21 protein-coding genes are annotated in these 20,940 nt (G+C 55.8%); 13 read left to right on the plus strand and 8 right to left on the minus strand.

Annotation, left to right across the window (positions count from 1 at the left end):
- Nucleotides 1–10: 10 nt before the first annotated feature.
- Nucleotides 11–292, minus strand: coding sequence for a YcgL domain-containing protein (locus tag FNY10_RS11215; protein WP_131047796.1), 282 nt, complete (start codon nt 290–292; stop codon nt 11–13).
- 126 nt (nt 293–418) lie between these two features.
- On the opposite strand from FNY10_RS11215, the gene minC reads away from it, so the two are divergent.
- The 3 genes from minC to minE are packed head-to-tail and all read left to right on the plus strand — an operon-like array spanning nt 419 to nt 2,226.
- Nucleotides 419–1,117 (plus strand): septum site-determining protein MinC, encoded by a 699-nt coding sequence (gene minC, locus FNY10_RS11220; protein ID WP_100682350.1) that lies wholly within the window; start codon nt 419–421, stop codon nt 1,115–1,117.
- Nucleotides 1,118–1,140: 23 nt separating this feature from the next.
- Nucleotides 1,141–1,953: a septum site-determining protein MinD gene (gene minD / locus FNY10_RS11225; RefSeq protein ID WP_100682349.1), complete on the plus strand. Its 813-nt coding sequence runs from the start codon at nt 1,141–1,143 to the stop codon at nt 1,951–1,953.
- 3 nt (nt 1,954–1,956) lie between these two features.
- Nucleotides 1,957–2,226, plus strand: coding sequence for a cell division topological specificity factor MinE (gene minE, locus FNY10_RS11230; RefSeq protein WP_004103270.1), 270 nt, complete (start codon nt 1,957–1,959; stop codon nt 2,224–2,226).
- Nucleotides 2,227–2,307: 81 nt separating this feature from the next.
- Here minE and rnd read toward each other — a convergent pair whose 3' ends face one another.
- From rnd to FNY10_RS11255, 5 genes are all read right to left on the minus strand, one after another.
- On the minus strand, nt 2,308–3,423 hold the full coding sequence (rnd, locus tag FNY10_RS11235; protein WP_160704866.1) for a ribonuclease D: 1,116 nt from the start codon (nt 3,421–3,423) through the stop codon (nt 2,308–2,310).
- Nucleotides 3,424–3,504: 81 nt separating this feature from the next.
- Nucleotides 3,505–5,190 (minus strand): long-chain-fatty-acid--CoA ligase FadD, encoded by a 1,686-nt coding sequence (fadD, locus tag FNY10_RS11240; RefSeq protein ID WP_141964352.1) that lies wholly within the window; start codon nt 5,188–5,190, stop codon nt 3,505–3,507.
- Between the two features lie 207 nt (nt 5,191–5,397).
- Nucleotides 5,398–5,979, minus strand: a complete 582-nt coding sequence (locus FNY10_RS11245; protein WP_131047793.1) for a Slp family lipoprotein — start codon at nt 5,977–5,979, stop codon at nt 5,398–5,400.
- A gap of 38 nt (nt 5,980–6,017) precedes the next feature.
- Nucleotides 6,018–6,713: a tRNA (adenosine(37)-N6)-threonylcarbamoyltransferase complex dimerization subunit type 1 TsaB gene (gene tsaB, locus FNY10_RS11250; protein WP_141964351.1), complete on the minus strand. Its 696-nt coding sequence runs from the start codon at nt 6,711–6,713 to the stop codon at nt 6,018–6,020.
- Between the two features lie 67 nt (nt 6,714–6,780).
- The gene (locus tag FNY10_RS11255) at nt 6,781–8,691 is read right to left on the minus strand and encodes an ATP-dependent DNA helicase (protein ID WP_100682345.1); all 1,911 of its coding nucleotides are present in this window, start codon (nt 8,689–8,691) and stop codon (nt 6,781–6,783) included.
- 131 nt (nt 8,692–8,822) lie between these two features.
- Here FNY10_RS11255 and FNY10_RS11260 point away from each other — a divergent pair, with 131 nt between their 5' ends.
- Nucleotides 8,823–9,167, plus strand: coding sequence for a RidA family protein (locus FNY10_RS11260; RefSeq protein WP_160704498.1), 345 nt, complete (start codon nt 8,823–8,825; stop codon nt 9,165–9,167).
- Here the strand turns inward: FNY10_RS11260 and FNY10_RS11265 are convergent, their stop codons facing one another.
- A complete protein-coding gene (locus FNY10_RS11265) occupies nt 9,168–9,353 on the minus strand; it encodes a YoaH family protein (protein ID WP_004863886.1) in 186 nt (61 codons plus the stop codon).
- Between the two features lie 88 nt (nt 9,354–9,441).
- Here FNY10_RS11265 and pabB point away from each other — a divergent pair, with 88 nt between their 5' ends.
- The 4 genes from pabB (at nt 9,442) to FNY10_RS11285 (ending at nt 14,732) form a co-directional block, all read left to right on the plus strand.
- Nucleotides 9,442–10,797, plus strand: coding sequence for an aminodeoxychorismate synthase component 1 (gene pabB, locus FNY10_RS11270; RefSeq protein ID WP_141964350.1), 1,356 nt, complete (start codon nt 9,442–9,444; stop codon nt 10,795–10,797).
- 3 nt (nt 10,798–10,800) lie between these two features.
- Entirely contained in the window at nt 10,801–11,379 is a 579-nt protein-coding gene (locus tag FNY10_RS11275; protein WP_100682342.1) for a CoA pyrophosphatase, read from the plus strand.
- A 255-nt stretch (nt 11,380–11,634) separates the two neighbouring features.
- Nucleotides 11,635–12,999, plus strand: coding sequence for an L-serine ammonia-lyase (sdaA, locus tag FNY10_RS11280; protein WP_100682341.1), 1,365 nt, complete (start codon nt 11,635–11,637; stop codon nt 12,997–12,999).
- Nucleotides 13,000–13,121: 122 nt separating this feature from the next.
- Nucleotides 13,122–14,732 (plus strand): EAL domain-containing protein, encoded by a 1,611-nt coding sequence (locus FNY10_RS11285; RefSeq protein ID WP_131047790.1) that lies wholly within the window; start codon nt 13,122–13,124, stop codon nt 14,730–14,732.
- Nucleotides 14,733–14,745: 13 nt separating this feature from the next.
- On the opposite strand, the gene yoaE is transcribed toward FNY10_RS11285, so the two are convergent.
- Nucleotides 14,746–16,305: a CNNM family cation transport protein YoaE gene (gene yoaE, locus FNY10_RS11290; RefSeq protein ID WP_141964349.1), complete on the minus strand. Its 1,560-nt coding sequence runs from the start codon at nt 16,303–16,305 to the stop codon at nt 14,746–14,748.
- Nucleotides 16,306–16,751: 446 nt separating this feature from the next.
- On the opposite strand from yoaE, the gene manX reads away from it, so the two are divergent.
- From manX to mntP, 5 genes are all read left to right on the plus strand, one after another.
- Nucleotides 16,752–17,720: a PTS mannose transporter subunit IIAB gene (manX, locus tag FNY10_RS11295; RefSeq protein WP_100682338.1), complete on the plus strand. Its 969-nt coding sequence runs from the start codon at nt 16,752–16,754 to the stop codon at nt 17,718–17,720.
- A 56-nt stretch (nt 17,721–17,776) separates the two neighbouring features.
- Nucleotides 17,777–18,577 (plus strand): PTS mannose transporter subunit IIC, encoded by an 801-nt coding sequence (gene manY, locus FNY10_RS11300; RefSeq protein WP_100682337.1) that lies wholly within the window; start codon nt 17,777–17,779, stop codon nt 18,575–18,577.
- Between the two features lie 12 nt (nt 18,578–18,589).
- Nucleotides 18,590–19,441, plus strand: coding sequence for a PTS mannose transporter subunit IID (locus FNY10_RS11305; protein ID WP_004863911.1), 852 nt, complete (start codon nt 18,590–18,592; stop codon nt 19,439–19,441).
- Between the two features lie 55 nt (nt 19,442–19,496).
- Complete coding sequence (locus tag FNY10_RS11310) at nt 19,497–19,955, plus strand: DUF986 family protein (protein WP_100682336.1); 459 nt, start codon at nt 19,497–19,499, stop codon at nt 19,953–19,955.
- 417 nt (nt 19,956–20,372) lie between these two features.
- A complete protein-coding gene (mntP, locus tag FNY10_RS11315; RefSeq protein ID WP_160704496.1) occupies nt 20,373–20,939 on the plus strand; it encodes a manganese efflux pump MntP in 567 nt (188 codons plus the stop codon).
- Nucleotide 20,940 lies beyond the last annotated feature (1 nt).

Genomic DNA, 20,940 nt, shown 5'->3' on the forward strand with positions numbered 1-20,940 from the left:
CCTCGGTGGGTTAATCAGATTTATTCCCCTGTTCCGCCAGGTGTTTCTTCAGTAGATTCTCAGTCGGAGGAGGAAGTTGAAGATAGTAGCCCTGATCAATCAGCGACTGTTTGACTTTTTCCAGATCGGCACCAGCAAGCTTCTTCTGTCCGTCGAGCGGTAAAAGCATGGTCATCTGCGGCGAACCGAAGCTGGCCATCAGTTCGCCAGGAACGCGTGAAAAATCGTCCCTTTTTTCGACATATAAATAGGTTTGTTCACGTTTAGTACTTCGATAGATCACACAAAACATAGTTTTACTCGGAATTAGACCCGTGGTCACTTGCCTCAATATATGAGTGACTATAACATGCCTTTTAGTCTTCGGAATATCACCGCACTTCGGCGGGTGATAAACAGCAAATTGAGTAAGGCCAGGATGTCAAATACGCCAATCGAACTTAAGGGCAGTAGCTTCACCTTATCTGTCGTTCATTTGCACGACGCAAATCCCGAGGTTATTCGTCAGGCGTTAGAAGACAAGATCGCCCAGGCTCCCGCTTTTTTACGTCATGCTCCGGTCGTTGTTAATATCAGCAACGTCGAAAACGATGTTGACTGGCACCCTATGCATGAAGCCATTGTCAGCACCGGTTTACGAATTATGGGCGTGAGCGGGTGTAAAATCCCGCGGCTCAAAACGGAAATCGACCGCACCGGGATTCCTTTACTGACGGAAGGGAAAGAAAAAATCCCCCGCCAGGCGCCGCCAGAGCCGGTTGCGCCGCCGCCAGTTGTTAATCCGGTCACAAAAACGCGTTTAATTGATCTGCCGGTACGTTCCGGTCAGCGCATTTATGCACCAAACTGTGATCTCATTGTTACAAATCATGTGAGTGCCGGTGCGGAACTTATTGCCGATGGTAACATCCATGTTTATGGCATGATGCGGGGACGCGCACTCGCGGGCGCAGGCGGCGACAGAGAAGCGCAAATATTTTGTTCACACCTCACGGCGGAACTGGTTTCCATCGCAGGGGAATACTGGCTGAGTGATAATATCCCGGCCGAATTTTATGGCAAAGCGGCCCGCCTGCGTCTGGGTGATACCGCTTTGACTATTCAACCGTTGAGTTAGTCCCTTTTTAACAAGGAATTTCTATGGCACGCATTATTGTTGTGACTTCGGGTAAAGGGGGCGTTGGCAAGACCACCTCCAGCGCGGCCATCGCTACCGGTTTGGCCCAGAAGGGAAAGAAAACTGTCGTTATCGACTTTGATATCGGTCTGCGTAACCTCGACCTGATTATGGGCTGCGAGCGTCGGGTGGTTTATGACTTCGTCAACGTGATTCAGGGCGATGCCACGCTGAATCAGGCGTTAATCAAGGATAAACGCACCGACAATCTCTATATCCTCCCCGCTTCCCAGACGCGTGATAAAGATGCGCTGACCCGCGAAGGTGTCGATAAAGTTCTCGAAGAACTGAAAAAGATGGACTTCGATTTTGTGGTCTGCGATTCCCCTGCGGGCATCGAAACCGGTGCGCTGATGGCGCTCTATTTTGCCGACGAAGCCATCATCACCACCAACCCGGAAGTCTCCTCCGTTCGTGACTCCGACCGTATCCTCGGTATCCTCGCCTCCAAATCCCGCCGCGCGGAAAATGGCGATGAGCCGATCAAAGAACACCTGCTGCTGACGCGCTACAACCCTGGTCGTGTGAACAAAGGCGACATGTTGAGCATGGAAGATGTTCTGGAAATCCTGCGCATCAATCTGGTCGGCGTTATCCCGGAAGATCAGTCCGTGCTGCGGGCGTCAAACCAGGGTGAGCCGGTTATCCTGGATGACGCGTCAGACGCAGGTAAGGCTTATGCCGATACGGTAGAACGTCTGCTCGGAGAAGAACGTCCTTTCCGCTTCATTGAAGAAGAGAAGAAAGGTTTCCTCAAACGCCTGTTCGGAGGATAAATTATGGCATTACTCGACTTTTTTCTCTCGCGGAAAAAGAACACGGCCAACATTGCGAAAGAGCGCCTGCAAATCATCGTCGCGGAGCGTCGTCGCGGCGACGCTGAACCGCATTATCTGCCGCAGTTACGCAAAGATATTCTGGAAGTGATTTGTAAGTATGTACAGATCGACCCGGAAATGGTCAGCGTTCAGCTGGAACAACGGGATGGCGATATTTCGATTCTGGAGTTGAACGTGACTTTGCCAGAAACGGAAGAGTCGAAACCCTGACCCAATTAGCCCGACCGCCTTGCGCGGTCGGATTGACGGGTATAGCAGCCCGGATGCTCTGTCCGGGCTTTTTGCTGCGGCTTAGCGCGGATATTCGCTTAACAGCGCCTGCAGACGATCGGCCATCAGGTCGCTTCGCCAGCCGGAAATCAGCTCAGGTCGTCCGTTTGCGCTTTTCAGCTGCCAGTGCCAGTTCAGCAGCTGGTTAATCTGCCGTCTTGATGCCAGCAGCTCTGCGCTCAGCCCCTTCTCGGTACTCACTTCCTGCACCAGCGCTTTAATCTCTTTAAAGACCTTGCGGTAGCCCGGCATATCAATCAGGTTTTGCAGCGGCTCCGGCAGCGCCTCTTCAGGCAGCGTCTGGGCTTTCGCCACCAGACTTATCAGCGTTTTACCGTGGAAGCGAATTTCGCTGCCGGACAGGCCGAGGCTATCCAGTTCACCGAGACTCCCCGGCATATAGCGCGCCACGTTCCACAGATGCTCTTCACGCACGACAAAATTGACCGCCATATCGCGATCGCGCGCCTTACGTAAACGCCACTCCGCCAGCAGCTGCAGACAGCCCAGTTGTCGGGTGCGCAGCTGCCAGGCGTTACCGATATCACGCCACGCCTGCGCCGGGTCCTGCACTTCCTGACGACGCTGCTGCATCAGATGACATTCGTCCAGCGCGGCCTCCAGCCAGCCAGCGGCCGCGGTTTCCGCCATCAGCTTGCTGGCGATCGGCAGCAGATACCAGACATCCGCCGCCGCATAGTCGCACTGACGCGGGGTCAGCGGGCGAGCCAGCCAGTCGGTGCGCGACTCGCTCTTATCCAGCGCAATGCCGGTATACTCTTCCACCATCGACGCAAATCCCCATGACATCGGGCGCCCGCAAAAAGCGGCCAGAATCTGGGTATCAATCAACGGCTGCGGCATCAGGTTAAAGGTGTTGAGGAATACTTCCAGATCTTCACTGCCAGCGTGCAGGTACTTGGTGACGTCTTTGTTCAGCAGCAGCTCACGCATCGGCGCCCAGTCGGTTATCTCCAGCGGGTCAATCAGCGAAACCTGTTCCCCGTCAAACAGCTGGAGCAGGCCCAGCTGCGGGTAGTAGGTGCGGGTGCGGACAAATTCTGTATCCAGCGCAATCGCGGGTGCGGCGCTTGCCGCTTCGCAGATGGCGCGAAGACCATCGTCGGTGGTGATCATCTGATAGTTCAAATCATGCTCTCTTAACTTGCGCCCATAAAAAACGCCGGCTTAGCCGGCGTCTGGCGACTCTCGTATACCTTAGGCTTTATTGTCTACTTTAGCGCGGGCTTCGTCACGCAGTTCTCGCCGTAAAATTTTACCCACGTTGGATTTCGGCAGTTCATCACGGAATTCAACCAGTTTCGGTACTTTATATCCGGTCAGCTGGCGGCGGCAGAAGGCGATCAGCGCCTCTTCGGTCAGCGTCGCGTCTTTCTTCACGACGAAAATCTTCACCGCTTCACCGCTGCTGCCCGACGGTACGCCAACGGCAGCCACCTCCTGCACGCCCGAATGCTGCATCACCACATCTTCGATTTCGTTCGGATAGACGTTAAACCCGGAGACCAGAATCATATCTTTTTTGCGATCGACGATGCGCAAAAAGCCTTCATCATCCATCACCGCAATATCGCCGGTATGCAGCCAGCCGTTTTTGATGATCTCTGCGGTCGCATCGGGACGCTGCCAGTAGCCCAGCATCACCTGCGGCCCTTTGACACACAGCTCTCCGGGCATGCCCGTCGGCACGTCATTATCATCATCGTCCACCAGCTTCGCTTCGGTCGACGGAACCGGCAAACCGATGCTGCCGCTGTGATAGTCAATATCATGCGGGTTAACGCTGACCAGCGGCGCGCACTCCGTCAGGCCATAGCCCTCCAGCAGATACTGTCCGGTGAGCTTAACCCACCGCTCGGCCACCACCTGCTGCACCGGCATACCGCCGCCAGCGGAAAGATGCAGAGAGGAGAAATCGAGCTGCTGAAACTCTTTGTTGTTGAGCAAGGCGTTGAATAGCGTATTGACCCCGGTCATCGCGGTAAACGGGTATTTTGCCAGCTCTTTCACCAGCCCCGGGATATCACGCGGGTTGGTAATCAGCAGGTTCTGGCCGCCGAGTTCAATGAACAGCAGGCAGTTCATGGTCAGCGCAAAAATGTGATACAGCGGCAGCGCCGTCACGACAAACTCTTTCCCACGATGCAGCAGCGGCCCGTAGGTGGCATTCACCTGTTCAAGGTTAGCCAGCATATTGCGGTGGGTGAGCATTGCCCCCTTCGCCACGCCGGTGGTGCCGCCGGTGTACTGCAGGAAAGCCAGATCTTCACAGACAATGTCGGGTTTAACGTACTGCATACGGTAGCCGGCGTGCAGCGCGCTGCGAAAAGAGATGGCATCAGGGAGGTGATATTTCGGCACCAGGCGCTTGATGTACTTCACCACGAAGTTCACCAGGGTGCCTTTGGCCGTTGAGAGCTGATCGCCCATCCGGGTCAGGATCACATGCTTCACCTGGGTTTTCCCGACCACTTTCTCCAGGGTATGGGCGAAGTTGGAGACGATTACAATCGCCGTCGCCCCGCTGTCATTGAGCTGATGTTCAAGCTCGCGCGGCGTATACAGCGGATTGACGTTCACCACAATCATCCCCGCGCGCAGAATGCCGAAGAGCGCGATGGGATATTGCAACAGGTTAGGCATCATCAGCGCGACGCGATCGCCCTTCTGCAACCCCAGCCCCTGCTGGAGATAAGCGGCGAATGCCCGGCTGCGCTCCTCCAGCTTCCGGTAGGTCATTACCTCGCCCATGTTGATAAACGCCGGTTGGTCGGCATAGCGCGTGGTGGCATGTTCAAATAATTCAACCAGGGATTGGTAGCGGTCAGGATTGATCTCCGCCGGAACATCGGCGGGATAGCGGTTTAGCCAAACCTTTTTCACTGCATCACCTCTGAAATAGTTATTCGTCGTCATCACAGCCCCTGATCAACAAACATTCTGTTAACATTATATTAACTCAGCGTACCAGTTTATTAATTAGCCGTTTTACAGGTTGCGAAGCGCGTCACTATTTATTTTTCTTATCAGTCCAAAAATAAAGAAACAGCGGACAAGCCGCTGTTTCTTTTAGCTTACAAAACTACAAAATCATTCAGTTACAACACTTCTGACTTCCGCAGGGCCCGGGTTGTACCAGCCCCAACTGCCATAACCGTAACCCCAGGGGCGCGGGCCGAGCATCCACGGGTCGATAGGCTGCGGCGGCATAACCACCTGCTGCACTACGTTCCAGCGTTTATAGCCAGTGGCATTCATCAGCATAAATTTGTACGGCGTGCTGCCGACTTTACCGTCCACGACGCCGGTAATCGGGCCAACGACGGTCACCAACTGGCCGCGGAAATCAACCGGGTCGAGGAAGCCGTTCACATCGGCGAAGATGCGCCCGCGTGACGCTTCGTTCAGCTCAGGCCGCGCGCCGCTGTCCAGCGTAACGGTGGCGATTTCCAGACGGGTTTTACCCTGTTGATTCTGGATGTTGACGACTTTACCGCCGAAGCGGGCTTCCTGGCCAACATAGAGCTGCGGCGCCGCCATGACCCGAACTAAATCTTGCTGCGGCGTCGGGCTGGAGCCTTTAATCACATCCGGCACCGACACGCATCCACTTAACGCGACGGCAACGGCGCCCGCTAATAACCAACGTACTGCTTTGTTTTGACCCGCCATGATGCGACTCCTTCTCTCAGTCTTATGTTTACTGAGATTCATCCCCGGCCAGGAAGTTTCTTCCACGCCACGTCGTTACGCAAATAAACCGGTTCGGCCTGGTCTACGGCTACGATTTTCCTGGCGGCCAGCAGGTAGCAGGCCAGCGGCAGCATGTCTTCCGCCGCCGGTAGCATCACCTCGCCGTCGGTTAAGACCAGCGTAGTCTCCTGCGCCAGGTCGGGCCAGGCTTGCCAGCCGGTCCCTACCGTTGCCCAGCTGCCGTCCAGCTGTTGCAGACGTTCGCGAACGGCGTCAGGCTTCAGTACCGCTTCGCTCTCTTCGCCGTGCCAGACGCCCTGCTCATCGCGCTGGTATTCAGCCCAGTACACTTCGCCCATTCGGGCGTCGATGGCCGCCAGTACGCGGGTTGCGCCGGTTTTACGCCATGCGCCCTGCGCCATGGTGGCCAGGGTCGATACGCCAATCATCGGCAGTTCAGCCCCCAGCGCCAGCCCCTGAGCAATGCCTATGCCAATGCGCACGCCGGTAAAACTGCCAGGTCCGCGGCCGAAGGCCAGCGCATCCAGATCGCTCAGTGAGACATTGCTTTCGTTCAGGACATCCTGCACCAGCGGCAGAATACGTTGGGTATGTTCACGGGGACAAATTTCGAAATGAGCACAAAGGGTGCCATCATTCCACAGCGCCGCGGAGCAGGCCTCCGTGGCGGTATCGATAGCCAAAATTCGCATGAGTTGTCGCGCTCTCGCTCTAGCAGATTGACAAAATGGCGCGCAGCTTACCACATTTTGCGCCAGATTACCTCGCTGGCGGCACGGCGAGGAAACGCACCGCCCGGCGGATATCGCGGGTTCGCGGCGCTGGCGGCAGACTGGCGAGGAACACGGCGCCATAGGGACGCATCACCAGCCGGTTGTCGCAAATTACCAGCACCCCGCGATCGTCGATATCGCGGATCAGGCGCCCGACCCCCTGTTTCAGCGTAATGACCGCATCCGGTAGCTGGACTTCGTCAAACGGATCGCCGCCGCGCAGGCGACAGTCTTCCATTCGCGCTTTCAGCAGCGGATCGTCCGGTGAGGTAAACGGCAGCTTATCGATAATCACCAGCGATAGCGCATCGCCGCGCACATCCACCCCTTCCCAAAAGCTGCTGGTCGCCACCAGCAGAGCGTTGCCGGCGCTGACGAACTGCTGTAACAGCTGCCCTTTACTGGTTTCACCCTGTAACAGAACCGGTAAGGTCATGGTGGCGCGGAACTGCTCCGCCAGATCGCGCATCATCGCGTGCGAGGTGCACAGCATAAAGCAGCGGCCGTCGTTAGCTTCAATCAGCGGTTTGAGCATCGCGGCCAGATGTCGCGCGGCGCCGGGCTGATTCGGCAGCGGAAGGTTGCGCGGCACGCAGAGCAGCGTCTGATGTGCGTAATCGAACGGGCTGGGCAGCAGCAGCGATTCCGCCTCTTCGATGCCAAGGCGCGCGGTGAAATGCCGAAGATCGTCGTTGACCGACAGCGTTGCGGAGGTAAAAATCCAGCTCCCCGGCTTCTGCGCCATCACCTCTTTAAATTTTTCGGCCACCGTCAACGGCGTCAGCGCCAGGGTAAAGTGGCGGGAAGTGCATTCATACCAGTAGCTGAAGCCCGGCTGGTTGATCTCTTTCAGTCGCTTCAGTCGCGCCCGGTAGAGCGTCGCGCGTTCAAAGGCGGCATCCAGCAGCGCCGAGCGTCCCAGAGACAGTTTTGCCACGTCATAGCACAGCTCCAGCGCATCATCGAGCAGCAGCAGCGCCCGCTGAATGTTGCTGTCCGCCAGCAGATCGCGCAGGTTGCCGCGATAGCCGGGCTCGCCGAGCTGCAGGCGGAAATCCTGCGCGCTCTGGGCCAGCCGGTCGGCGCATTTTTGCAGCTGCTGGGTATCTTTTAGCTCGGTGCGGTAGGCGATAGTGATGTCTTTCGCCAGATCCAGCAGCTGACGACTGGAGAGCGACTGGCCAAAATACTGACTGGCGATATCCGGCAGCTGATGGGCTTCATCGAAGATCATCACTTCCGCTTCGGGGATCAGCTCGGCGAAACCGCTCTCTTTCACCACCATATCGGCAAGAAAAAGGTGGTGGTTAACCACCACCACGTCGGCATCCATCGCCTTTTTACGCGCTTTGACGACGAAGCAATCTTTGTACAGCGGGCAGTCGCTGCCGAGGCAGTTATCATTGGTGCTGGTCACCAGCGGCCAGGCCTGAGAGTCTTCGGCGACGCTGACGCAGGTGCTGATATCGCCATCGGTGGTTTGATTAGACCAGGATCGCAGCAAAATGACGTCGCTCAGGGTTTGCACCGGCAGATCGCCGCCGGCCAGAGCCTGTTGTTCAAGACGCTCAAGGCACAGGTAATTGGACCGCCCTTTCAGCAGCGCCAGCCTGCCGGTGAAATTCAGCGCTTTGGCCACCGTCGGCAGGTCGCGGCTGTACAGCTGATCCTGCAACGCTTTCGAACCGGTTGAGATGATCACCTTTTTGTTGGCGCGCAGCGCCGGCGCCAGGTAGGCGTATGTCTTCCCGGTACCGGTCCCGGCTTCCACCACCAGCGGCCGCGCCTCTTTTATGGCGTGGGTCACCGCCACCGCCATCTGGCGCTGCGGTTCGCGTGGTTTAAATCCCGGAATCGCGTTGGCCAGTTGGCCATCTGCTGCAAAATCGTCGATCACAATGCCCCCTGGTTATTTGGACAGTGATTATGTCAGGGAGGGCGTCGTTTCACCAGCCCGGGTAGTGACGTGGGCAGAACATTATGGCAGTCTTGCCGCTGTCTGATGGAATAAAACCGAAGGAAATGAAAATGACAATTACGCGTATCGATGCGCAAGCCCGCTGGTCAGATGTCGTCATCCACAACCAGACCCTTTACTACACCGGCGTACCGGCCAACCTGGATGCGGATGCCGGTGAGCAAACCGCGAACACCCTGGCGCAGATTGACGCCGTGCTGGAAAAACAGGGTAGCAACAAGTCGCGTATTCTTGATGCCACCATTTTCCTCGCGGACAAAAGCGATTTTGCCGCCATGAATAAAGCCTGGGACGCCTGGGTAGTCGCCGGTCACGCCCCGGTACGCTGCACCGTTCAGGCCGCGTTGATGAAGCCTGAATACAAAGTCGAAATTAAAATTATCGCCGCGGTGTAATTACTCGTCTTCGTCTTCATCTTCAAAGCGCGCTACGATCCGGTCACCGGTATGCGTGGCGCGCAGTTCGCTCGCGACCAGCGCAATAGCTTCACCGCTACTCATCCCGTTAGCCATCAGCTCCTGAATACGTTCTACCGCTTTTTGCTGCTGCTCGTGGCTCAGCGAAGGTAAACCTGCAAACATGACTCACTCCTGCTACATTGTGTGGCGTAATTATTTCATGCCGCCCGCCTGATTTTCCAGAGGACGGTGACGATTAGGATCGAGGAAGATGTTGTCCCCCGCTATTATTACCCTGCCATGGCACCCGGATGCTGCCGAGCGTTACTTTACTCCTTTAAGCACAGCCCCGTGGGCAATGCTGCTGCATTCTGGTTTTGCTGACCATCCGCATAACCGTTTTGACATTATCGTCGCCGATCCGCTCATGACGCTGCTGACCCACGGCGAGACAACCGTGGTGGATGACGGCCAGACCCAGAGCCGTTCCACGGCCGACCCACTGGCGCTGTTGCAGACACAGCTGGATCGCTGCGGGTTAAAGCCGCAGGCCCATCCCCATCTGCCGTTCCTCGGCGGCGCGCTGGGGTTATTCGGCTACGATTTGGGACGCCGTTTTGAATCCCTGCCCGCTTACGCCGCCGCGGATATCGCGCTGCCGGATATGGCCGTCGGTATCTATGACTGGGCGCTGATTGTCGACCACCAGCGCGGCGAAGTGTCGCTGCTCAGCTATGGCGATCCGCACGCCCGCCTGCGGTGGCTGCAGGCGCAGTGTGCCGCGCCAACCGCCCCGTTTGCGCTGACGTCCGCCTGGCGCTCCAATATGAGCCGCGAACAGTATGGCGAAAAATTTCGTCAGGTGCAGGCCTGGCTGCACAGCGGCGACTGCTATCAGGTCAACCTGGCTCAGCGCTTTCAGGCCAGCTACTGCGGCGATGAGTGGCAGGCATTTTGCCAGTTGAACCGCGCCAATCGCGCGCCGTTCAGCGCCTTTATTCGTCTGCCGGATGGCGCCGTACTCAGCCTTTCGCCGGAACGTTTTATCCGGCTTCACCAGGGCGAGATTCAGACCCGCCCGATTAAGGGCACGCTGCCGCGTCTGGCCGATCCGCAGCAGGACGCCCGCCAGGCTGAGAAGCTGGCCCGTTCGCCTAAAGATCGGGCGGAGAATTTGATGATTGTCGATCTGATGCGCAATGATATCGGTCGGGTTGCCGAAGCCGGCAGCGTACGGGTCCCGGAGCTGTTTGTAGTTGAGCCGTTCCCGGCGGTACACCATCTGGTGAGTACCATTACCGCCCGGCTGCCGGAACATCTGCACGGAAGCGACCTGCTGCGTGCGGCTTTCCCCGGCGGGTCAATTACCGGCGCGCCCAAAGTGCGGGCGATGCAGATAATCGATGAGCTCGAACCGCAGCGCCGCAATGCGTGGTGCGGCAGTATCGGCTATCTGAGCCTGTGTGGCAATATGGATACCAGTATTACTATTCGCACGCTGACGGCCTGGCAGGGTCAGCTGTACTGTTCCGCTGGCGGCGGCATCGTGGCGGACAGCGAAGAAGCGGCCGAATATCAGGAAACGTTTGATAAAGTTAATCGAATTTTGCAACAACTGGAGAGCTAGAACATGGCGGATGGCGCCCTTGAGCTGGACGACTTTCTTTCCCGTTTTCAATTACTGCGCCCGCAGCCCTCGCGCAATGCGCTGAATCAGCGTCAGGCGGCGGTGCTGGTGCCTATCGTTCGTCGTCCGCAGCCGGGGCTGCTGTTGACCCAACGCTCGCCGCGGCTGCGCAAACACGCCGGTCAGGTTGCCTTCCCCGGCGGCGCCGTGGATGCTACCGATGCCACGCTGATTGCCGCCGCACTGCGTGAAGCGCAGGAAGAGGTCGCCATTCCCCCCGAAGCGGTCGAGATTATCGGCGTGCTGCCGCCGGTAGACAGCGTGACCGGCTTCCAGGTCACGCCGGTGGTCGGCATCATTCCGCCAAATCTCCACTATCACGCCAGCCAGGATGAGGTCGCCGCTGTGTTCGAGATGCCGCTCGCTGAAGCGCTGCGTCTGGGGCGCTATCATCCGCTGGACATTCACCGCCGGGGCAACTCGCATCGCGTCTGGCTGTCGTGGTATCAGCACTATTTTGTCTGGGGAATGACCGCCGGCATTATTCGCGAGCTGGCGCTGCAAATCGGGACTAAACCTTAGTTTTCTTCATTATGCCTGAGGCGGCTGAAATTCCGGCCGCCCCCTCATTTCAGCCCGGTCGCCATCCCGGCCATCGGGCGGTGTATTTCGGGTATATACTCAAAATGAGAATGCGCTCTCAGCATTAGTAAATTCACCGTTATCCATTAGTTTAATTCATGTGAATAGTTAAGCTGATGGTTCGGTTCCCTCTTACACTATGCGCAGTTATCACATCGTTACCGCCGCTGCGGTAACCCTGTCAGGAGTATTATCGTGATTAGTATATTCGACATGTTCAAGGTGGGGATTGGTCCCTCATCTTCCCATACTGTAGGCCCGATGAAGGCCGGGAAACAGTTCGTCGATGACCTGGTCGAAAAGGGATTGCTTAATGAAGTGACCCGCGTGGCAGTCGATGTCTACGGCTCACTTTCATTAACCGGCAAAGGCCACCATACGGATATCGCCATTATTATGGGACTGGCGGGCAATCAGCCTGATACGGTCGACATTGACGCGATACCGGCATTTATCCGCGACGTTGAAACCCGCGGACGTCTGCTGCTGGCGCAAGGGCAGCATGAAGTGGATTTCCCGGCGGATGACGGCATGCGTTTTCGTAGCGACAATCTGCCGCTGCACGAGAACGGTATGACGATTCATGCCTGGACGGGCGACAAAGAGATCTACAGCAAAACGTACTACTCGATTGGCGGCGGTTTTATCGTCGACGAAGAGCACTTCGGCAAAGAAAGCACCGACGAACTGTGCGTGCCTTACCCGTTCAAATCGGCGCAGGAGATGCTGGCCTGCTGCAAAGCGACCGGGCTGTCGCTCTCCGGTATGGTGATGCAAAACGAGCTGGCGCTACACAGCAAAAAAGAGATTGAAGACTATTTTGCTCACGTCTGGCAGACCATGCGCGCCTGTATCGATCGCGGGATGAACACCGAAGGCGTGCTGCCCGGCCCGCTGCGAGTCCCTCGTCGCGCCTCTGCCCTGCGTCGACTGCTGGTGGCCAGCGACAAGCTGTCAAACGACCCGATGAATGTCGTTGACTGGGTGAATATGTTCGCCCTGGCCGTGAATGAAGAGAATGCCGCCGGCGGACGCGTGGTGACGGCCCCGACAAACGGCGCCTGCGGTATCGTCCCGGCGGTGCTCGCCTACTACGATCACTTTATCGAATCGGTCAGCCCGGATATTTATATTCGCTACTTTATGGCGTCCGGCGCCGTGGGTACCCTGTACAAGATGAACGCCTCTATTTCTGGCGCGGAAGTCGGCTGTCAGGGCGAAGTGGGCGTGGCCTGCTCCATGGCAGCCGCCGGTCTTGCCGAACTGCTTGGCGCCAGCCCGGAACAGGTTTGTGTCGCGGCGGAAATCGGGATGGAGCATAACCTGGGTCTCACCTGCGACCCGGTGGCCGGCCAGGTTCAGGTTCCGTGCATCGAACGCAACGCCATTGCCTCAGTGAAGGCGATCAACGCCGCACGTATGGCCATGCGTCGTACCAGCGAACCGCGCGTCTCTCTCGATAAAGTTATTGAGACCATGTATGAGACCGGTAAAGACATGAACGCCAAATATCGCGAAACTTCTCGCGGTGGTCTGGCGATCAAAGTTCAGTGTGACTAAACTCTCCCCATAGAATGCGCCCTTCCGGGCGCATTTTTCTCTGTTATTTATTTACACCCACTACACTTGCTCAATGGCGGTTGTTATTCTACTCATCACATAGAGTCGACAGGGTGTCGCGCATGCAAAATGCACAAAAGGTCATTTCGACATACCGTCGTAAGCGGGTTGTCATTTGTTTAATTGTTGCGCTCCTGACGTTGACGACCACGCTGGTGGTCCGATTTATTTCACAGCGTAGTTTAAATCAGCAGCGTGTCCAGATGACCACCAATAAAATGGTGGTGGCGATGGATAAAATCTTACGCCCGTTGGCGGAGCAACAGCTTTCGTTGCTTCAGCTGGTGGGGCAACCTTGCCAGGATGTGCGTCTGCCGCTGCGTAAACTGGCGGCCTCGCTACAGACCGTGCGTTCAATCGTCCTGGTTAAATCGAGTATTCTCTACTGCTCCAGCATCTTTGGCGACCGCAATGTCGCTATTCATAAGCTGCAACCCGAGCTGCCAAACCAGCAGGCGCTGCTGACTTTTTCAACCGATAACACGCTGCTGGTCGGCTCTCCGGTCTTAATTCAATGGTATCCCTCCGTTTTCAATAGCGCCGACGGCGTGATGATGATCATCAATATTGAGCTACTGGGAGAGTTAATTCTCAACGCAAAATCACCGTTGATTACCGGTGTTGGACTGAACGTCGGTGCAAAGAGCTTTATCAGCGGGACCGGGGTGGTGGATCACCCGGCGCTTCCCGGCGAGTCCGTGATATACCGTCAACATTCGACGCAGTTTCCTTTTACCATCAACGTCAGCGGTCCCGGCGCTTCAGCGCTTGCTCTTAACGAACTGCCGGGCGAACTGCCGCTGGCGCTGATCCTGAGTTTACTGATGACCGGAATCGCCTGGCTGGCGACCGCGGGCAGGATGAGTTTTTCCCGGGAGATCAGCCTCGGCATCAGCGCCCGCGAATTCACGCTGTGGTGTCAACCGTTGAAAGACCTGCATTCGGAAAAATGCACCGGCGTCGAGATTTTGCTGCGCTGGAACAATCCGCGGCGGGGAAACATCTCGCCGGATGTGTTCATTCCGATCGCCGAGGGCTACAACCTGATCGTTCCCCTTACCCGCTATGTCATTGCCGAAACCGCACGCCAGCTGTCGCTATTCCCCCATGATAAACATTTTCATATTTCGATTAATGTCGCGGCCCGCCATTTTGCCGATGGCGAACTGCTGCGCGATCTGCATAAACTCTGGTTCAGCGCCTACCCGGTGCAGCAGCTGGTCGTCGAACTCACCGAGCGGGACGTACTTCAGGACGGCGATCACCACATGGCGGAACATCTGCATTTCAGGGGGGTATATCTGGCTATCGATGACTTTGGCACCGGCAACAGCTCGCTCTCATGGCTGGAAAAACTGCGGCCTGACGTGCTGAAAATAGATAAATCCTTTACCAGCGCTATCGGTATCGACAGCGTGAATGCCACGGTAACGGATATGATTATTGCGCTGGCGCACCGGCTGAATATTGTGACGGTGGCAGAAGGCGTGGAGACCCCGCTGCAGGCCGAATATTTACGGCACCACGGCGTTGATATCCTGCAGGGATTTCACTATGCCAGGCCGATGCCGGTTGAAGACTTCCCGCAGTGGCTGGCCGCCCGGCGTCAGATCGAGGCGATGAGGGATAATAAAACCGGCCGATCTCCCGAGGAGACCGGCCGGTCAGTCTGAGCAAACCGGAAGGTTACTCTTCTTCCTGGTTGTCAGGCACCGTTTTTACTACCCGTACCAGATCGACGCGATAGGCGTTCGCTTCCATAACGGTAAACTGCAGCGGCGCCCGCTCAACAACATCGCCGGTACGCGGGATATGACCGTTTACCGCAATCACCAGCCCGGCAACCGTGGCGATGTCTTCGTCTTCATTGACGAGGTCATCGAGCCCCACAGCTTGCTGTAAAGCGTGCAGATCGGCTGATCCTTTAATCAGCCAGCCGTCGCCATCGGCAACGATTTCCGGCGTCTCATCGGCATCCGGGAATTCACCGGCGATAGCTTCGAGGACATCCAGCGGCGTCACCAGCCCCTGCACCACGCCAAACTCGTTAGTCACAATGACGAAGCTACCGCGGGCACGACGCAGCACACCCAGCAGATTGATAGGGTCCAGCGTTTCCGGGACCACGATTGCCGGCGAAGCCGAGGCTAATGCCGCGACGTTCTCACCGGCCTCCAGCGCCACCAGCATCTCTTTGGCCCGCACGATACCGATGATTTCATCCAGCTCGCCCCGGCACACCGGGAACAGGCTATGCGGCGAAGAGAGCAGCTGGCGGCGAATTTCTTCTTCGCTCTGCTCCGCGTTCACCCAGCTGATTTCCCCCCGCGGCGTCATAATGCTGCGCAATGAACGCTGCGCCAGGGTCAGGACGCCGTTAATCATATAGCGTTCTTCTTCCGCAAATGCTCCTTCCGGGACCGGAACCGGCGCCGGGCTCTCGCCATCGTGGCTCACGGCGTGCTGTTTGCGCCCGCCCATCATGCGCAGAATAGCGTCAGCCGTGCGTGCGCGTAACGGCAGCGTCGACTGGTGACGAATAAAGTTACGTCGTGCTATCTGGTTGAAGAACTCAATGGTTATCGAGAAGCCAATAGCGGCGTACAGATATCCTTTCGGAATATGGAAACCGAAGCCTTCAGCCACCAGGCTCAGGCCGATCATCAGCAGGAAGCTCAGACAGAGCACCACGACCGTCGGATGCTGGTTCACAAAACGGGTCAGCGGCTTCGAAGCCAACAGCATCACCGCCATCGCAATCACCACTGCCGCCATCATCACCGGCAGATGGTTAACCATCCCGACCGCAGTAATCACGGCATCCAGCGAGAATACGGCGTCAAGTACGACGATTTGTAATACCACCACCCAGAAACTGGCATAACCTTTACCCTGTCCGGCATCGTGCTGGCGGTTTTCCAGCCGCTCATGCAGTTCCGTGGTCGCTTTAAACAGCAGGAATATCCCCCCGAGCAGCATGATGAGATCGCGCCCGGAAAAAGAGAGATCCGCAATGCTGAACAGCGGTTTGGTTAAGGTCACCATCCACGAAATGACCGACAGCAGCCCCAGACGCATAAACAGCGCCAGCGACAGGCCGATCAGACGGGCTTTGTCCCGTTGTTTCGGCGGCAGTTTATCCGCGAGGATGGCGATAAAGACCAGGTTGTCGATACCGAGCACGATTTCGAGGACGACCAGCGTCAATAAACCGACCCAGATAGAGGGATCCATTAAGAATTCCATGAGTTACTCCAGTTAACGACAGACGGAGTCATCGCGATGTCACGCACGGCAGAGACAATCGTTGCGGGTACAAAAGCGTAGCAGGTAGCGGCGGCAGAAAAATGCCAGAAGGTGAAAAGACGTCGATGAGGGTCCATACAGCGGGCTATGCCCTATACTCCTGAGTAATTAAACGGAAGCTAAACATAGCAAAAAATGGAGAAAGATTGGAAAAAACTTTACCAGTCTTTGCAATAAGTAAGGCTATTTTTGCGCTGCGAAATTATTAGCCGCAGATGCGTGATTAACGGATCTTCATCACATTAATTATTTTTTCACTATCTAAAATAATTCGCGGTAGTAATTATTTTATATCTTACACCCTCACTGAATCGATTTTGTTCGCAAGAGTGATTCAGGATGTATCACCACAGATGATGCATTCACGATAATAAAGGAGGTAGCAAGTGACGATTGCTATTGTAATAGGCACACATGGTTGGGCTGCAGAACAACTGCTGAAAACCGCAGAAATGCTGTTGGGCGAGCAGGAAAACGTTGGCTGGATCGATTTCGTTCCGGGTGAAAACGCCGAAACGCTCATTGAGAAGTACAACGCACAGTTGGCAAAGCTCGACACAACTAAGGGCGTGTTATTTCTCGTCGATACGTGGGGAGGTAGTCCATTCAATGCCGCCAGCCGCATTGTCGTCGATAAAGAACATTACGAAGTGATTGCTGGCGTTAACATTCCGATGCTGGTCGAAACGCTGATGGCGCGCGACGACGATCCTTCTTTCGATGAACTGGTGGCTCTGGCGGTGGAAACCGGCCGTGAAGGCGTGAAGGCGCTGAAAGCGAAGACGGAGGAAAAAGTCGCTCCGGCTCCGGTTAAAGCAGCGGTCAAAGCGGCAGCTCCAGCAAAACCCATGGGGCCAGACGACTACATGATTATTGGTCTGGCGCGTATTGATGACCGTCTTATTCATGGTCAGGTGGCCACCCGCTGGACCAAAGAAACCAACGTGACCCGCATTATTGTCGTGAGTGATGAAGTGGCGGCAGATACCGTGCGCAAAACATTACTGACTCAGGTTGCTCCTCCGGGCGTGACGGCCCACGTTGTCGACGTTGCGAAGATGATTCGCGTCTACAACAACCCGAAATACGCAGGCGATCGCGTCATGCTGCTGTTTACCAACCCTACCGACGTCGAACGTATCGTTGAAGGCGGGGTGAAAATCACTACCGTCAATATCGGCGGCATGGCTTTCCGTCAGGGTAAAACGCAGGTGAACAACGCCGTTTCGGTCGATGAAAAAGATATTGAAGCATTTAAAAAGCTGAATGCCCGCGGTATTGAGCTGGAAGTGCGTAAAGTGTCCACCGACCAGAAACTGAAAATGATGGACCTGATTGGCAAGGTAGCGAAATAACCTTGCGGATCGCGCCCCCGTTTTCAACTTAAGACTTAATCAACAGGAGAAGTACAATGGAGATTACCCTTCTTCAGATTGTGCTGGTGTTCATCGTCGCGTGTATTGCGGGTATGGAGTCGGTACTTGATGAATTTCAGTTCCACCGTCCTCTGGTCGCATGTACGTTGATCGGCGCCGTTCTCGGCGATATGAAAACCGGTATCATCATCGGTGGTACCCTGGAAATGATCGCTCTGGGCTGGATGAACATCGGTGCGGCGGTTGCGCCGGATGCCGCGCTGGCTTCCATCATTTCTACCGTTCTGGTTATTGCGGGTCATCAGGGTATCGGCGCCGGTATCGCACTGGCTATCCCGCTGGCAGCAGCAGGCCAGGTTCTGACCATCATCGTTCGTACCATTACCGTAGCCTTCCAGCATGCGGCAGATAAAGCGGCGGAGAATGGCAACCTGACGGCGATTTCGTGGATCCACGTCTCTTCGCTGTTCCTGCAGGCGATGCGTATCGCAATCCCGGCCGTCATCGTGGCTATCTCCGTCGGAACCAGCGAAGTTCAGGGCATGCTGAATGCGATTCCTGAAGTGGTCACCAGCGGTCTGAACATCGCCGGCGGCATGATCGTGGTAGTCGGTTACGCGATGGTCATCAACATGATGCGCGCAGGCTACCTGATGCCGTTCTTCTACCTTGGCTTCGTCACCGCGGCATTCACTAACTTCAACCTGGTTGCACTGGGGGTGATTGGCGCGGTAATGGCTATCCTCTATATCCAGCTGAGCCCGAAATACAACCGCGTTGCGGGTGCGCCAGCGCAGGCTGCTGGTAATAACGATCTCGATAACGAACTGGACTAACAGGTGAGCGAAATGGTTGATATGACTAAAAATACCACCGAGAAAAAACTCACTCCGAGTGATATTCGTGGCGTGTTCATTCGTTCTAACCTGTTCCAGGGGTCATGGAACTTCGAACGTATGCAGGCGCTGGGCTTCTGCTTCTCTATGGTACCGGCTATTCGTCGTCTGTACCCGGAGAACAACGATGCGCGTAAGCAGGCCATTAAACGTCACCTGGAGTTCTTTAACACTCACCCGTACGTCGCAGCGCCCGTTCTGGGCGTAACGCTGGCGATGGAAGAGCAGCGTGCCAACGGTGCCGAGATCGATGATGGTGCCATCAACGGTATCAAAGTTGGTCTGATGGGGCCGCTGGCTGGCGTCGGCGACCCCATCTTCTGGGGTACCGTGCGTCCGGTCTTTGCGGCATTGGGCGCCGGTATCGCGATGAGCGGCAGTCTGTTAGGCCCGCTGTTGTTCTTTATTCTGTTCAACGCCGTCCGTCTGCTGACCCGTTACTACGGCGTAGCATACGGTTACAGCAAGGGTGTTGATATCGTTAAGGATATGGGCGGCGGCTTCCTGCAGAAACTGACCGAGGGGGCGTCAATTCTCGGCCTGTTTGTGATGGGGGCGCTGGTTAACAAGTGGACGCATGTGAACATTCCGCTGGTGGTGTCAAAAATCACCGGTTCAGATGGTCAGGTTCACGTAACGACCGTGCAGACCATCCTTGACCAGCTGATGCCGGGCCTGGTGCCTCTGCTGCTGACCTTCGCCTGTATGTGGCTGCTGCGTAAGAAAGTTAACGCCCTGTGGATTATCGTCGGCTTCTTCGTCATCGGTATCGTCGGTTACGCTATCGGCCTGCTGGGCCTGTAATAATCCTGTTATCCGCCGGGGGCTTGCCCCCGGCTTTTTTTTCACTGGAGGATAGATGACAATCACGGATCTGGTGCTGATTCTGTTTATTCTTGTTCTGCTGGCGTTTGCCATTTATGACCAGTTTATTATGCCCCGCCGCCACGGCCCGCTACTGCTGGCTATCCCCCTGCTCCGCCGCAGCCGCGTTGACGGGATAATCTTCGTCGCTCTGACCGCTATCCTGATTTATAACAACGTCATCAGTCACGGCGCGCTCATCACCACATGGTTATTATCTGCGCTGGCGTTAATGGGCTGGTATCTGTTCTGGATCCGGACGCCGAAAATCATCTTCAAACCAACTGGTTTTTTCTTCGCCAATATCTGGATTGAATATAAGCGAATTAAAGCAATGAATTTATCGGAAGATGGCGTACTGGTGATGCAATTAGAACAACGGCGCTTGCTTATTCGTGTACGAAACATCGACGACCTGGAAAAGATATACAAACTTCTCGTTTCAACTCAGTAAGTTATAAATATAGCCAGCGCTATATTTCAGCGATTTCTGGCAGATGGATATATAGCCGTGGCTATATTCCGTCTGCGCACTTCACTTATATTTATTAACGAATTATTCACGCATAAAACCAAATGAAAATCGTTATCATTTGGTTATTAAAATAAATAAATCCTGTTATTGTTTTATATTCTGAAAATATGTTAAGGTTGCGCCCGTCGTTGGGGAGTAGCCGGTTTCCTGCCTGCCAGGAAATGTACGTGTCAACATACTCGTTGCAAAACGTGGCACGTACGGGTTGAAGAAGGTATTCAATCAGGCGAGACCATAGACACATTACCGCTATACGCAACACCCGGCTCGTGGGCTGCGTATATCTACTGGGGGCGGTGATGTGTCATATGGATTTTCCCCGGTCAGGACGCAATCATGAACATCTCCGCTACCATTCTTCTTGCCTTTGGCATGTCCATGGACGCCTTCGCGGCCTCTATCGGTAAAGGCGCTACCTTACACAAACCTAAGTTCTCCGAAGCGCTGCGCACCGGGTTAATTTTTGGCGCCATCGAAACGCTCACCCCGCTTGTCGGCTGGGGAATGGGGATGCTCGCCAGCCAGTTCGTGCTGGAGTGGAATCACTGGATCGCGTTCGTGCTGCTGGTCTTTCTCGGCGGACGTATGGTCATTGAAGGTTTTCGCGCAACCGAAGATGAGGCAAGTGAAGCGCCTCGCCGCCATGGTTTCTGGCTGCTGGTCACCACCGCCTTCGCCACCAGTCTCGATGCGATGGCCGTCGGCGTCGGCCTGGCGTTCCTGCAGGTGAACATTATCGCCACCGCGCTGGCTATCGGCTGCGCGACGCTGGTGATGTCGACGCTGGGGATTATGGTCGGGCGATTTATCGGCCCGATGCTGGGCAAACGGGCCGAAATTCTTGGGGGTATTGTCCTGATAGGTATCGGCGCCCAGATTCTCTGGAGCCATTTCGCCGGCTAAT

Origin of the sequence: Klebsiella sp. Lac1 (assembly GCF_009825425.1) — a bacterium.
GTDB lineage: Bacteria > Pseudomonadota > Gammaproteobacteria > Enterobacterales > Enterobacteriaceae > Klebsiella > Klebsiella electrica.

Excerpts from the sequence above, each read along its gene's own strand:
- FNY10_RS11245 (WP_131047793.1), bottom strand. The coding sequence starts at position 5,979 with ATGGCGGGTCAAAACAAAGCAGTACGTTGGTTATTAGCGGGCGCCGTT.
- FNY10_RS11215 (WP_131047796.1), bottom strand. The coding sequence starts at position 292 with ATGTTTTGTGTGATCTATCGAAGTACTAAACGTGAACAAACCTATTTA.
- minD (WP_100682349.1), top strand. The coding sequence starts at position 1,141 with ATGGCACGCATTATTGTTGTGACTTCGGGTAAAGGGGGCGTTGGCAAG.
- manY (WP_100682337.1), top strand. The coding sequence starts at position 17,777 with ATGGAGATTACCCTTCTTCAGATTGTGCTGGTGTTCATCGTCGCGTGT.
- FNY10_RS11285 (WP_131047790.1), top strand. The coding sequence starts at position 13,122 with ATGCAAAATGCACAAAAGGTCATTTCGACATACCGTCGTAAGCGGGTT.
- FNY10_RS11275 (WP_100682342.1), top strand. The coding sequence starts at position 10,801 with ATGGCGGATGGCGCCCTTGAGCTGGACGACTTTCTTTCCCGTTTTCAA.
- yoaE (WP_141964349.1), bottom strand. The coding sequence starts at position 16,305 with ATGGAATTCTTAATGGATCCCTCTATCTGGGTCGGTTTATTGACGCTG.
- minE (WP_004103270.1), top strand. The coding sequence starts at position 1,957 with ATGGCATTACTCGACTTTTTTCTCTCGCGGAAAAAGAACACGGCCAAC.
- mntP (WP_160704496.1), top strand. The coding sequence starts at position 20,373 with ATGAACATCTCCGCTACCATTCTTCTTGCCTTTGGCATGTCCATGGAC.
- FNY10_RS11265 (WP_004863886.1), bottom strand. The coding sequence starts at position 9,353 with ATGTTTGCAGGTTTACCTTCGCTGAGCCACGAGCAGCAGCAAAAAGCG.
- FNY10_RS11305 (WP_004863911.1), top strand. The coding sequence starts at position 18,590 with ATGGTTGATATGACTAAAAATACCACCGAGAAAAAACTCACTCCGAGT.
- FNY10_RS11310 (WP_100682336.1), top strand. The coding sequence starts at position 19,497 with ATGACAATCACGGATCTGGTGCTGATTCTGTTTATTCTTGTTCTGCTG.
- pabB (WP_141964350.1), top strand. The coding sequence starts at position 9,442 with ATGTTGTCCCCCGCTATTATTACCCTGCCATGGCACCCGGATGCTGCC.
- rnd (WP_160704866.1), bottom strand. The coding sequence starts at position 3,423 with ATGATCACCACCGACGATGGTCTTCGCGCCATCTGCGAAGCGGCAAGC.
- tsaB (WP_141964351.1), bottom strand. The coding sequence starts at position 6,713 with ATGCGAATTTTGGCTATCGATACCGCCACGGAGGCCTGCTCCGCGGCG.
- minC (WP_100682350.1), top strand. The coding sequence starts at position 419 with ATGTCAAATACGCCAATCGAACTTAAGGGCAGTAGCTTCACCTTATCT.
- FNY10_RS11260 (WP_160704498.1), top strand. The coding sequence starts at position 8,823 with ATGACAATTACGCGTATCGATGCGCAAGCCCGCTGGTCAGATGTCGTC.